Origin of the sequence: Arthrobacter subterraneus (assembly GCF_900099735.1) — a bacterium.
Taxonomy (GTDB): domain Bacteria; phylum Actinomycetota; class Actinomycetes; order Actinomycetales; family Micrococcaceae; genus Arthrobacter_D; species Arthrobacter_D subterraneus.
Genome location: NZ_FNDT01000001.1, coordinates 77,701 through 90,608, shown reverse-complemented (window position 1 = coordinate 90,608; position 12,908 = coordinate 77,701). Strand labels below are relative to the sequence as shown.

General features: G+C 64.9%; 9 protein-coding genes and 1 tRNA gene. 7 read left to right on the top strand and 3 right to left on the bottom strand.

The window, feature by feature from the left end:
• Nucleotides 1–110: 110 nt before the first annotated feature.
• Genes nudC through BLS52_RS00370 form a run of 3 tightly spaced genes read left to right on the top strand, consistent with a single transcriptional unit; the run spans nt 111 to nt 3,760 of the window.
• Nucleotides 111–1,088, top strand: coding sequence for an NAD(+) diphosphatase (gene nudC / locus BLS52_RS00380; RefSeq protein ID WP_245702635.1), 978 nt, complete (start codon nt 111–113; stop codon nt 1,086–1,088).
• The gene (locus BLS52_RS00375) at nt 1,088–3,193 is read left to right on the top strand and encodes an ATP-dependent DNA helicase UvrD2 (protein ID WP_090584117.1); all 2,106 of its coding nucleotides are present in this window, start codon (nt 1,088–1,090) and stop codon (nt 3,191–3,193) included. Before nudC ends, BLS52_RS00375 begins: the two co-directional genes overlap by 1 nt.
• A gap of 27 nt (nt 3,194–3,220) precedes the next feature.
• Nucleotides 3,221–3,760 (top strand): M48 metallopeptidase family protein, encoded by a 540-nt coding sequence (locus BLS52_RS00370; protein ID WP_090584116.1) that lies wholly within the window; start codon nt 3,221–3,223, stop codon nt 3,758–3,760.
• Between the two features lie 10 nt (nt 3,761–3,770).
• On the opposite strand, the gene BLS52_RS00365 is transcribed toward BLS52_RS00370, so the two are convergent.
• Nucleotides 3,771–5,192, bottom strand: coding sequence for a zinc-dependent metalloprotease (locus BLS52_RS00365; protein WP_090584115.1), 1,422 nt, complete (start codon nt 5,190–5,192; stop codon nt 3,771–3,773).
• Nucleotides 5,193–5,486: 294 nt separating this feature from the next.
• Here BLS52_RS00365 and BLS52_RS00360 point away from each other — a divergent pair, with 294 nt between their 5' ends.
• From BLS52_RS00360 to BLS52_RS00345, 4 genes are all read left to right on the top strand, one after another.
• Nucleotides 5,487–6,599 (top strand): YlbL family protein, encoded by a 1,113-nt coding sequence (locus tag BLS52_RS00360; RefSeq protein ID WP_400582296.1) that lies wholly within the window; start codon nt 5,487–5,489, stop codon nt 6,597–6,599.
• Between the two features lie 267 nt (nt 6,600–6,866).
• Complete coding sequence (locus BLS52_RS00355; protein WP_175460073.1) at nt 6,867–9,812, top strand: UPF0182 family membrane protein; 2,946 nt, start codon at nt 6,867–6,869, stop codon at nt 9,810–9,812.
• Between the two features lie 57 nt (nt 9,813–9,869).
• Nucleotides 9,870–9,943, top strand: a tRNA-Met gene (locus BLS52_RS00350).
• A gap of 86 nt (nt 9,944–10,029) precedes the next feature.
• Nucleotides 10,030–10,608 carry a DUF6328 family protein gene (locus tag BLS52_RS00345; protein WP_139186208.1) on the top strand — a complete coding sequence of 193 codons (579 nt, stop codon included), beginning with the start codon at nt 10,030–10,032 and terminating at the stop codon, nt 10,606–10,608.
• Here the strand turns inward: BLS52_RS00345 and BLS52_RS00340 are convergent.
• Together BLS52_RS00340 and BLS52_RS00335 are read right to left on the bottom strand one after the other, a co-directional pair.
• A complete protein-coding gene (locus tag BLS52_RS00340; protein WP_026544162.1) occupies nt 10,523–11,911 on the bottom strand; it encodes a cryptochrome/photolyase family protein in 1,389 nt (462 codons plus the stop codon). The genes BLS52_RS00345 and BLS52_RS00340 overlap by 86 nt on opposite strands.
• A gap of 200 nt (nt 11,912–12,111) precedes the next feature.
• Nucleotides 12,112–12,879 carry a PspA/IM30 family protein gene (locus BLS52_RS00335; RefSeq protein ID WP_026544161.1) on the bottom strand — a complete coding sequence of 256 codons (768 nt, stop codon included), beginning with the start codon at nt 12,877–12,879 and terminating at the stop codon, nt 12,112–12,114.
• Nucleotides 12,880–12,908: the final 29 nt, after the last annotated feature.

The window sequence follows — 12,908 nt, the reverse complement described above, 5'->3', positions numbered from 1 at the left end:
AGGTCACCGGCCCCATTGTCCTCGGCGGCGAGTCGCCGCCCGCGCGCACTATTCCTCCAGAAACCCCCGTCGAATATCCATTTGGGGGTGCGGGACCGTACCGTAGAAATATGACCCAAGCCGTCGGCATGCAAGCAGCCGGAATTGCCAGCCTCCCTCCACTCGGATCCCTACCGCTGGCACGCGGCACGGCTGATCGGGGCTCCACCTTCCGCGCTTCGCCCGGGCTGTTTGACCGGCTGTGGGAACAGCCCGCCACCCGCGTTCTTCATCTCGCGCGGAAGCGCTCGCCCCTTCGGAGCGGCAGGCTGATGCTGAGCTCCGTGGCAGATGTTGCGCGGCCGGAAAACCCCATCTACCTCGGCAGCACGGCGGAAGCAACGGAGCATCTGCCCACCGGTACGCACATCGTGCTGGTGGAGCACGAGGACATCCAGGAAGGGTTGGCAGCAGAGGCGTCGTGGGTCGGACTCCGGGAAGCCGCCGCAGGATTATCGGCGCTGGAGGCAGGCCTTTTCGTGGAAGCCATGGCCATCTCGAACTGGCATGCCACCCACACCCACTGCCCCCGCTGCGGAGAACCCACCAGTCCCATCGACGGCGGCTGGGTTCGGCGGTGCCCGGCGGATGAGAGCCTGCACTTTCCGCGCACCGACCCGGCAATCATCGTGACGGTCACGGACGAGGAAGACCGGCTGCTTCTGGGGTCCTCTGCCGCGTGGCCGGAGAACCGCTTCTCAACGCTTGCCGGCTTCGTCGAACCCGGCGAGTCACTGGAGGCGGCGGTGGTCCGTGAAGTGGAGGAGGAATCCGGAATTGTGGTTCACTCTCCCACCTACCTCGGCTCACAGCCCTGGCCGTTCCCCGCGTCGCTGATGCTCGGATTCACAGCTAAAGCCTCCCATGCGCTTCCCGTGCCCGACGGCGTCGAAATCCGGGAGGTGCGCTGGTTCACCAGGGAGGACCTCTTCACCGGCCTGAAAGAAGATCGGATCTCTGTCGCGTCCGGCGCTTCCATCGCCCGCGCGCTCATCGAATACTGGTACGGCGGTCCCCTGGATGAAGAGCCGTCGGCCGGGAGGCCATAGTGGAGGGGACGGTCGAAGAACGGATCCTTGCCGGACTGGATGACGAGCAGCGGGCCGTAGCGTCCCAGCTCACCGGCCCGCTGTGTGTGCTGGCAGGAGCCGGGACCGGAAAGACGCGCGCAATCACGCACCGGATTGCCTACGGAGTGCATACGGGTGTCTACAAGCCGCAGCAGGTCCTGGCCGTGACCTTCACGGCGAGGGCCGCCGCGGAAATGCGGACCAGGCTTCGGGATCTCGGGGCTCATGGTGTGCAGGCGCGCACCTTCCATGCGGCGGCGCTCCGCCAACTGCAATATTTCTGGCCACAGGCTGTGGGCGGAACGCTTCCCGCGCTTGTCGACCACAAGGCGCAGCTTCTCGCGGAGGCTGCACGCCGGCTCAGGCTCAGTACTGACCGGGCAACCATCCGCGACCTCGCTGCCGAGGTCGAGTGGGCAAAGGTTTCAATGCTCACGCCGGACACGTATGTCGAGGCTGCCCGCGGGCGGGTGGAACCGGCCGGCATGGACGCCACCACGGTGGCCCGCCTCTTCAGCGCCTATGAGGATCTCAAGGTGGACCGCAACGTCATCGACTTCGAGGACGTTCTGCTCATTACGGTGGGGATACTTCAGGAAGACGCCAAGGTTGCAGCGACCGTCCGCTCCCAGTACCGGCACTTCGTCGTTGACGAATACCAGGATGTGTCACCGCTCCAGCAGCGGCTCCTGGATCTCTGGCTGGGGGAGCGGGAAGAGCTCTGCGTTGTGGGGGATGCCAGCCAGACCATCTACTCGTTCACCGGAGCCACCAGCGCCCACCTCCTTAAATTTACCGGGAGGTATCCCAACGCGCAGGTCATCAAACTGGTGAGGGACTACCGCTCCACACCGCAGGTCGTCCACCTTGCGAACTCTCTGCTTGCTGCCCGCACGGACGAGGCAGAACGCCGCGGGGGAACCGGAAGCTGGGCCACGCCGCTTCAGCTTATTGCGCAGAGACAGCCCGGGCCGGCGCCAAGCTTCACCGAATGCAGCGATGACGAGGCCGAGGCGGCTGATGTCGCCCGGCGCATCGGAACCCTGATCGCCGAGGGTGTGCCCGCGAGCGAGATCGCCATCCTGTACCGGACCAACGGGCAGTCGGAGGCCTATGAGCAGGCCCTGGCGGCCGCCGGAATCGGATACCAGCTGCGCGGAGCCGAACGGTTCTTCGCCCGGCGCGAGGTCCGCGAGAGCCTGCTTCAGCTCCGTGCCGCCGCACGCGCAGCCACGAACGAAGACGTTCCCCAACTGGTTCGCGACGTCCTCGCCTCCCTCGGGTACACGCGGGAGGCTCCGCAGAGCTCCGGTGCCGTCCGGGAAAAGTGGGAGTCGCTCGCTGCGTTGGTTTCGCTCGCTGATGAGCTGCACCAGGCCCGTTCAGGGCAGGGCTTCACCCTGCAGGACTTCGTCGCGGAGCTGGAGGAACGCGCTTCAGCCCAGCATGCGCCCACGGTCCAGGGCGTCACCCTGGCGTCATTGCATTCCGCCAAGGGCCTCGAATGGGACGCCGTGTTCCTGGTGGGACTGAGCGAGGGGCTCATGCCGATTTCGTTCGCGGACACTCCTGACGCCGTGGATGAGGAGCGCCGGCTCCTCTACGTCGGCATTACCCGTGCCCGCAAGCATCTGGCCCTTTCCTGGTCCACCTCCCGTACTCCCGGGGGACGCGCATCACGCAAGCCCTCCCGGTTCCTCGACGGTCTTCGCCCGGAATCCAGCGGCCCCCGCTCCTTCCGGCAGCCCACCGTGCGGAAGGAGCGGAAAGTTTCGGCGCCCGCACACTGCCGTACCTGCGGAAAAGTCCTGGGCACGGGTGCCGAACGCAAAATCGGACGCTGCGGGGACTGCCCTGCCAACTACAGTGAAGAGACCTTTGAGGCGCTGCGGAACTGGCGTCTGCAGGCAGCCCGGGAGACGGAGGTTCCGGCTTTTGTCGTCTTCACGGACGCCACGCTCGTGGCCATCGCGGAAGCGCGTCCAGACTCACTGGAGAAACTGGCACAGCTGGCGGGGGTAGGGCCGGCCAAACTGGACCGCTATGGAGAGTCGGTGCTCAATGTCCTCGCGCAGGGCCACTAAGCGCTTGAGCGGGGAAGGAGCACGCCGGTGAATACTGAGGGTGCCCCGCAGCCCGGACCCTATCCGGTGGAAGTGCGCAGGTCCGCGCGACGCCGCCGGACTGTGAGCGTGGACCTGCGCGACGGCGTGGCGGTGGTGTCCATCCCGGCTTCCTTCTCCGCCAGACAGGAAAAGCAGTGGGTGGAACGAATGGTGGCCAGGCTGCACGCCAAGTCGGTGCGGCCCGCCCATTCCGAGTCCGGATTGAGCGAACGGGCTGAAGCGCTGTCCGCGCAGTTTCTGCAGGGGCGGGGTCTTCCGTCGAGCATCCGCTGGGTGACCAACCAGAATTCCCGCTGGGGATCGGCGACGCCCGTCTCCCGCTCCATCCGGTTGTCCCACAAACTGCAGGGAATGCCCGACTGGGTGATCGACTACGTGATACTGCACGAGATGGCGCACCTGATAGAACCCTCGCACAACGAGGCGTTCTGGGCGCTGCTGAAGGGCTACCCGCAGACCGAAACCGCCAAGGCGTTCCTGCTCGGTGCCGCGTACGCCGCAGACCACGGCCTCAGCGGGCGCTAGACGCTCACGCTCACCGGGGGCCGCTGCCTTCGCCGGAACCGTCCGGACCTTCCTCCGGATCCTGCTCGTCAGCGCCGGCCGGTTCCTCCCCGGAGGGGCGTTCCTCGAACCCGCCGTCGAGGAGCTTCGCCAGGGCGGCATCCACATCTGCGTCATCCGACTCGGCCAGCTGGCGCCTGGCGAAACCGGCCGGGTCATCGAGATCCTCCGGCGTGGGAAGCAGGTCCGGGTGCTGCCAGATGGCGTCGCGCCCCGCGATCCCGCGCTCCTGGCGCAGCTGCTCCCACAGGACCGCAGCGTCGCGCAGCCTGCGCGGCCGAAGTTCCAGGCCGACCAGGGAAGCGAACGCATTCTCTGCAGGACCCCCGGTGGCGCGGCGGCGGCGGACCATTTCGCGGAGCGCTCCCGAGGATTCGAGTTTCGCCGTGGCTGCTGCGGTCAGCTCATCCACCCAACCCTCGACCAGCGCCAGCGTGGTTTCCAGACGGGCCAGGGCTGCCTCCTGCGCGGGGGTGCGTTCCGGCATGAACACGCCCTCCGAGAGTGCACTCTGCAGGGACTCCGGGTTGGACGGATCTATATCCCGTGCAACCTCCTCGATTTTGGACATGTCGATGTGGATGCCTCGCGCATAGCTTTCAATCGCCCCCAGCAGGTGGCCCGTCAACCACGGCACCTGGGTGAAGAGCCGCACGTGCGCGGCCTCACGGACGGCGAGGAACAGCCGCACGTCATAGTCGGAGATGTCGAGCCCCTCCCCGAACGCTGCCACGTTGGCAGGCAGGAGCGCCATGCTGTTTTCTGCGAGCGGGATGCCGATGTCGGTTGAACTCACGACGTCGCGCGACAGCGCACCCACCGCCTGCCCGAGCTGCATGCCGAACATTGCGCCGCCCATGTTCTGCAGCATGGAGGCGGCGCCGCCCATCATGGTTTTCATTTCCTCGGGCATCTGCTCGGTGATGGCGTTGGAGAGTGCCAGGGCGATGCTGGTGGCGACGGGCTCGGTCAGCCGCTTCCAGGTGGGCATGGTTGCCTCGACCCACTCTGCGTGGGACCACGCCTTGCCGAGCAGCGCCGTGGCTGGAAAATCGGTCACGGGATCCAGCCACATTTCCGCAAGGCGCAGCGCCTCGTCCACCTCGCGCTGCTGCGTGCTGCTCACCGAGGGATCACCGCCGGCTGACGCAGCCCGCCGTGCCTGGTCATGGGCGAGGGTCCAGTTAACCGGACCTTCGGACTGCGCCGAGAACATGGCTTGCACCTGCTGCATCATCATCGCCATGGCCTGGGGATCGCTCGGGAGGCCTGCTGCCTTCGCGATCTCCTGGGGGTCCATGCCCTGCATGTTTCCGCCCATGAGGCGCTCGAGCATCTCGGAGAGGGGGTCCTTGGGAGTGTCGTCGTCGTTATTCGACGGATTGGAACTCATCGATACCACCGGTCCTTTGGTCGAATCCTGCTCGAAAATCCTGGAGCCGCGGGACTGCCCCGCAGAAAGGGGAAGCTCTCCGGGCGGCTGGAATCCTCCACTGGCAAGTGGCGGTCAGGATCTCAAACGTTACCGGCAGCACCCCGGGATGTCCCGCACCCCCGGCGGGAGTTCGCTCTAGGCAAAGCAGCGGCCGCCGGCGCGCTGCGGCAGCCGGATCGGCTTGTACCCTTGGGGTGTGACGCCCTTGCGTCCCGCCAGGCGGCGGGTGTTCCGGGCTCCCCGATCCCGAAGGTGACACCGTTGACCCAGCCGCTCTCCCAGGATATGAACCGGCCAGAACACGAGGCCGCCAAACGGGACCCTCGCTTCACGGTGATGTCAGTTTCCGGGCTGCTTGCCCTGGGGCTCGGCGCCGCGGCTGTGCTGCTGCCTTCGCCCTACGTCGTTGAGTCACCCGGTCCCACTTTCAACACCATCGGGGAATTCAATGCCGAACCCCTGATCACCGTCGAAGGGCGCCAGACGTACCCCACAGACGGGGCACTGGACCTTACGACCGTCTTCGTTGCCGGCGGGCCAGGGCAACAAATCAGCATTTTCGACGCGTTTCGTGCCTGGGCGGATCCGGCCCAGGCTGTCACTCCCCGCGAACTGGTCTACCCGCCCGACATCTCCGAGGCGGACATCGAACAGCAGAACGCGGAGGCCATGACTTCCTCGCAGGAGTCTGCCGTTGCCGCGGCGCTCGGCCATCTCGGCATCGAGTATGAAGAGACGCTTTCCGTTGTCGGCTTCGCGCCCGACTCAGCAGCGGAAGGCATCCTCGAGGAGGGCGACCGGCTGGCCCGGATCAACGGCATGGAAATCGAGGCGCTGCAGCCACTGAAGGATGCGCTGAATGCGGCAGCGGGGGACAGCGTCGACATCACTGTGACCCGGGATGGAGAGACGGTCGTGGAAACTGTCGAACCGGTGCAGGGCGAGTCCGGCGACTATCAGCTTGGGGTGTTCCTCATGTCCGAATTCCAGTTCCCATTCGACGTCGACATCGCACTCAACAATGTCGGCGGACCCTCAGCCGGCCTGATGTTCGCCCTCGGTATCGTGGACACACTCACGGAGGGCCCACTGACCGGGGGAGAGCACTTCGCCGGGACCGGGACCATCGACTCGGCCGGCAACGTCGGGCCGATCGGAGGGATCCGCCAGAAACTCGTGGGCGCGCAGGAGGCCGGCGCCGAGGTCTTCCTCGCTCCGGCAGCAAACTGCGAGGAGGTGGTCGGCCACATTCCGGACGGCCTCCGGGTCATCCGCGTCGAAACCCTCGGGGACGCGGTCACCGCAGTCCGCACGCTGGGAGAAGAGAACGACGACGCCGCACGGCTCCCGTCCTGTGAGGACTGACCGCCCGTAACCGGACTGACCGCCGTAACCGGGTGAGGATGGACACGATTGGGACACGATTCAGGGGTGCTTACCCGCACGCGGAACTGAATTGTGTGGCCCGGACGTGCACAGGGCAGAATAAACAACAGTGGATCGTGCGCCGCTGAGCGCACCCAGCACACCCGTACCCCCAAGGATGAGGTAATAGTGACATCCGGACCAGACCGGCCTTTCAGCAGCAGGCCGAGCCAACCATATTCATCCCCAGGCCGGCGGCGCGGACCGCTGGTGCCGACGCTGATCGTTCTCGGGCTGCTCGTCATCGGCTTCGTATACTTCTCGCAGGTGTACGCAGACGTGCTCTGGTACAACCAGCTCGGCTTCCTCGAGGTCTTCGTCACCGAGAACCTGTCCCGGATCGGCCTCTTCGTGGCCGCGTTCCTGATCATGGCCGCCAGCGTGTACTTCAGCCTGCGGATCGCCTACAGGTCACGGCCCATCTATGCTCCGGACAGCAATGTGCAGGACAACCTGAACCGCTACCAGGCTCAGCTTGAACCGATCCGCCGGCTGCTGATTCTCGGCATTCCCATTGTGCTTGGAGCGTTTGCGGGTACCGCGGCTTCCTCCCAGTGGGAGCGGATGCTCCTGTTCTTCAACTCTGAATCGTTCGGACAGACCGATCCGGAGTTCGGCCTCGACATTGGTTTCTACGTCTTCACCCTCCCGTTCCTGAATTTCCTGCTCGGCTTCCTCGTCAGCGTCACCGTGATCAGCGGTATCGCAGGGGTGCTCACCCACTACCTGTACGGCGGCATCCGCCTTGAGGAGAAGGGCCTGTTCACCAGCAGGGCGGCGCGCACCCATATTGCGGTCCTCGCGGCCCTCTTCCTGATCCTGCAGGGGGTCAACTACTGGCTTGACCGGTACGCCACAGTCACCAGCAGCAGCGGCAAATGGGCGGGTGCTCTTTACACCGATGTGAACGCCGTCATTCCCACCAAGGCAATCCTCGCTGCGGCTGCCGTGATCGTTGCGGTCCTCTTCATCGTCTCCGCGGTGATCGGCCGCTGGCGCCTGCCCGTCATCGGCACGGCAATGCTCGTCATCACTGCCATCCTTGCCGGCGGCGTCTACCCCTGGGTGATCCAGCGCTTCCAGGTTGTGCCCTCGGAATTCAGCCGCGAGGAGCCGTTCATCGAGCGCAACATGGAGATGACGCGGGCCGCTTACGGGCTCGACGGGGTGCAGGTCACCGATTACGGCGTCGAGGAGGTTCCCCAGGAGGGGGCCCTGAATGAGGACGGCGAGACCACCGCCAACATCCGGCTGCTGGATCCGAACCTCGTCAGCGATGCCTTCAGCCAGCTCCAGCAGTTCCGCCAGTACTACCAGTTCCCGGAAATCCTGAACGTCGACCGCTATGAAATCGACGGCGAGATCGAGGACACCGTGATTGCAGTCCGGGAACTCAACACGGCCGGTGTGCCTGCCGGCTGGATCAACGAGCATGTGTACTACACCCACGGCTATGGCGTCGTCGCTGCGGCAGGATCGACAGTCCAGCCGGACGGTCGACCGGCGTTCATCCAGTCGGGTATCCCCTCCACGGGCCTGCTGGGCGACGAGAGCACGTTCGAACCCCGTATCTACTTCGGGGAAGAGTCGCCGGAGTATTCGATTGTCGGCGCACCCGAGGGCGCGACGCCGCTCGAGATCGACAGGCCCCAGACGGAGGAGTCGGACCAGGAGGCCCGCAGCACCTTCCAGGGAGACGGAGGCCCCGTTGTCGGGAACTTCTTCAACCGGCTGGTGTACGCGCTGAAGTTCCAGTCCACGGATCTCCTGCTCTCGGACCAGGTGAACGATCAGTCCCAGATCCTGTATGACCGCGACCCGGTTGACCGGGTCGAGAAGGTGGCGCCGTACCTCACGCTGGACAGCAACACCTACCCGGCGATCGTCGACGGACGGGTCAAGTGGATCATCGACGGGTACACGACTACCGCTGACTACCCATACTCGACGCAGCAGGAGCTCCAGTCGGCCACGGTCGACTCGCTCACCGCGACAGGGGTTTCCACGGCCCTTCCGGCTGAGCGGGTCAACTACATCCGGAATGCCGTCAAGGCCACGGTTGACGCCTATGACGGCTCCGTAGACCTGTATGCGTGGGACGATGAGGATCCGATCCTGAAGGCCTGGCAGGAGATCTACCCCTCCTCCCTGCAGCCGTACAGTGAGATGTCGGCGGACCTCATGGCTCACGTGCGGTACCCGGAGGATCTGTTCAAGGTCCAGCGTGAACTGCTGGCGAGGTACCACGTGACCCAGACCCAGCCGTTCTACAGCAACAACCAGGCCTGGGCGGTGCCGGTGGATCCCACTCTGGAGGACGGTGAGCGGGCGGTCAAGCAGCCGCCGTTTTACCTCTCCCTGCAGATGCCCGACCAGGAGTCGGCAAGCTTCTCGCTCACTACTCCCTTCATCCCGTTTGTTCCCGAGGGCCAGGAACCGCGGAACATCCTTTACGGCTTCCTCGCGGCGGATGGTGATGCCGGTACCGGAGAAGACGGCGTGAAGGCTGAGACCTACGGTGCCTTGCGCCTGCTCGATTCCTCCGGACAGGATTCCGCCGTGGGACCGGGCCAGGCCGCCAACCTGTTCAACTCCGATACCGAGGTTTCCCAGGAGCTTAACCTGCTGCGCCAGGGTGCCTCGGAGGTCATCAGCGGCAACCTGCTGACGCTGCCCATCGGTGGAGGTATTGCCTACGTCCAGCCCGTCTACGTCCAGTCCTCCGGTGATTCTTCCTTCCCCGTCCTGCGGCGTGTCCTGGTGAGCTTCGGTGAACAGGTCGGGTTTGCGCCGACCCTCGCTGAAGCCCTCGACCAGGTCTTCCAGGGCGATTCCGGTGCTGAAACCGGGGACAGCGAAAACGTCGGGGAGACTCCGAATGATCCGGCTGCGCCGCCTGCGGGCGAGGAGCCGACGGCGGAGCCTACGGAGGAGCCCACCACGCCGGCAGAGCCCGGCACCGGGGATCCCGCGGCTGACCTTCGTGCAGCGCTCGAGGAAGCAAATGCGGCGATCCAGGAGGGCCAGGATGCCCTCGCCGAAGGTGACTTTGCCGCCTACGGTGAAGCGCAGGAGCGTCTCGACCAGGCACTGCAGCGGGCGCTGGATGCTGAATCGCGGCTCTCCGGAGCGTCCGGCGACGCAGGCCAATAGGGGGAGATGGCCCCGATTTGGGATCCGACCCCGCGGCGGGTAAAGTAGTAATCACGCCGCGGGGTGGAGCAGTTCGGTAGCTCGCTGGGCTCATAACCCAGAGGTCGCAAGTTCAAATCTTGCCCCCGCAACAAAGGACAATGGTCCTGGAAGCCCAGCTTCCAGGACCATTGTTGTTCTCCGGCCCATTTCTCCCCGACTCACCTACACTATGTCCATGATCGATCAGGGCACGGTGGGCGGAGACCGGGAACGCGGGGAAACAGCGCTGCAGCGTGTAGACCGCAACTGGCTCGAATTGCTGCAGGAACTGCGTGTGCTTCAGACCGGTATCCAGATCCTCACCGGCTTCCTGCTCACCCTGCCCTTCCAGTCCCGTTTCACCGATCTCGACTCGTTCCAGATCACCATCTACCTGTCGCTGGTGGTGCTCTCCTCGCTGATCACGGCCCTGCTGCTGGGTACGGTGATCATGCACCGGACATTTTTCCGCCTGCGGATCAAGGAATCACTTGTCCGCAATGCCGACCGGATTCTTCGAGCGACCATGGTGCTGGTGGCACTCGTCCTTGTCGGAACAACCGGACTGATATTCGACATCGTGTTGAACCGCACGGCCGGAACCATTACCGCGGTGAGTCTCGCCGTCCTCATCCTCGTGCTCTGGATCGCAGTACCTGAAGTGCTCAAGCGGCGCTCCATGAAGGCAGCTAGGCCTGCCGAAGATCCTGATACGCGCTCAGGGCCTGATCCCTCGAGGCTTTCAGGTCCAGGAGAGGCGCAGGGTAGCCGCTGACGCCTTCCTTCCACGGCTCATGGACATTGCCGGCGGAGCGCAGCTCCGGAATCCACCGGCGAAGGTAACCGCCGTCGGCGTCGAACTTTTTGCTCTGCGTCACCGGATTGAAGATCCGGAAGTAGGGTGCCGCATCGGCGCCTGAACCGGCCACCCACTGCCAGTTCGCCGGGTTGTTTGCAGGGTCGGCATCCACCAGGGTGTCCCAGAACCACTGTTCGCCGACCCTCCAGTCCACCATCATGTTCTTGATCAGGAAGGATCCGGCTGCCATGCGTACCCGGTTGTGCATCCATCCGGTATGCCACAGCTGGCGCATGCCCGCGTCGATGAGCGGAAAGCCTGTGCGGCCGTAACGCCAGGCGTCCAGTTCCTCTTCGACGGGCTGCTGCCAGGGGAACGCATTGAATTCGGGACGGTAGTTCGCGGTGGCCAGATCCGGCTGATGATAGAGAAGCTGCCAACAGAATTCCCGCCAGCCGAGCTCCTGCATGAAAACCGTCAGATCACCTGCGGCTGCAGTCCCGGAATCGGCCCCGGCCAGCTGCCACACCTGGAACGGGCTGATCTCGCCGAAGCGCAGATGCGGTGACAGCCGGCTGGTTCCCTCGGTGTCGGGCAGTTCGCGTGCACGGGCGTACCCGTCAATGGTTTCAGCCAGGAAGTGCTGCAGGCGGGATTGCGCAGCGTGCTCGCCCGGATCCCAGGTTTCCCGCAGGCCGGCTGCCCAGTCGGGGGCGTACGGGAGCAGCCGCCACGACGCAAGGTCCTCAGACTCCGTCACCGGGCCATTCAGCGACCCCGGAACACCGAGAGGCGCCCGCGGCGCCGGCCGGTTCCGGCACGCGCGCCAGAACGGACTGAAAACCTTATAGGGAGTGCCGCTTCCCGTGGTCACTTCCCACGGCTCAAACAGAAGGTTCGCCTGGAAGCTCCGCACGGCGTATCCGCCGTCGCCCAGCGAGGCCTTGAGGGCAGCATCCTGTGTCCGCTCGGCCAGTCCGTACCGCCGGTTCCAGAAGACGGCATCCGCTTCACACTCTGCAGCCACACGGGGCACCACAGCCTGCGCAGGACCGGATCGCAGTATCAGCTCCATGCCGCGTTCCTTCAGTGACGCGCCAAGCGCGGTGAGCGAGTGATGGAGCCACCAGCGGCTTGCACCGCCGAGCGGCCGGATCCCCTCGCTGACCTCGTCAAGGACGTAACAGACCACTACCTCACCGCGTTCTGCGGCGGCGTGGAGGGCAGGGTTGTCGGCAAGGCGCAGATCGTCGCGGAGCCACACTACAGTCAGGGCCATGGTGCCAATCTACCGGCGGCCGGTTCCACCGCGGACGACGGCCGGCTGCGTTGATGCGCGGCGTGGTTCTTGAGAGCGGACGGTCCCGTTGAAGCGGACGGTCCCTTTGAGAAGCGACCGGAGGCGTTGATAGACGACGGCGTTAAAAGCGGACGACGGCGGCCTGTGGAAGACCGCCGTCGTACCGTCTGAGGGCAGGATCAGTATTTGGGGCTTTCCTCGCCCTGCTCGATGGCGGAGGGTGCGTTCGAGGCGGCGCTGCCTGACTTGAGCGCAGCGAGGCGTGCCTCGATCTCGCTCTGTTCCCCGAGGTCCTCAAGGCTCTCGAACTGGGAATCGAGGCTTGAATTGGCCAGTTCGGCCTGACCGAGGACCCGGGCTTCCTCGCGGCGGATTTTCTCTTCGAAGCGGCCCACTTCACTGGTGGGGTCCATGAAGTCGATGCTCTTCATGGCGTCATGCACCTGGGCCTGCGCTGCAGCGGTGCGGGACCGTGCGATCAACTCATCGCGCTTGCTGGTCAGCTCGTTGAGCTTGCCCTTCATCTGGTTCAGCCCGGCCTTGAGCTTGTCGACAATCTCTGTCTGCGACGCAATGGTCGGCTCGGCTCCCTTGGCCTCGTTTTCCGCAGTGATCTGGCGCTGGATGGCTACCTTCGCCAGATTGTCGAACTTCTCTGCGTCTGCGGTGTCACCGGATGCACGGTACTCGTCGGCCTTCCTGGACGCCGCCAGCGCCTTGTTGCCCCAGTTGCGCGCGTTCTCGCGGTCCTCGTTGTAATCCTCCTGCAGCATGCGCAGATTGCCGATGGTCTGCGCCACGGCGCTTTCCGCTTCGGCGATGCTGTTCGAGTAATCGCGGACCATCTGATCGAGCATCTTCTGCGGGTCTTCCGCCTGATCGAGCAGCGCGTTGATGTTGGCCTTCGCCAGCGTGGCCATACGTCCGAATATCGATTGCTTTACCATGGGATACCTTTCGATCTTCCTGAATAGTT

Excerpts from the sequence above, each read along its gene's own strand:
- nudC (WP_245702635.1), top strand. The coding sequence starts at position 111 with ATGACCCAAGCCGTCGGCATGCAAGCAGCCGGAATTGCCAGCCTCCCT.
- BLS52_RS00340 (WP_026544162.1), bottom strand. The coding sequence starts at position 11,911 with ATGGCCCTGACTGTAGTGTGGCTCCGCGACGATCTGCGCCTTGCCGAC.
- BLS52_RS00365 (WP_090584115.1), bottom strand. The coding sequence starts at position 5,192 with ATGAGTTCCAATCCGTCGAATAACGACGACGACACTCCCAAGGACCCC.
- BLS52_RS00335 (WP_026544161.1), bottom strand. The coding sequence starts at position 12,879 with ATGGTAAAGCAATCGATATTCGGACGTATGGCCACGCTGGCGAAGGCC.
- BLS52_RS00345 (WP_139186208.1), top strand. The coding sequence starts at position 10,030 with ATGATCGATCAGGGCACGGTGGGCGGAGACCGGGAACGCGGGGAAACA.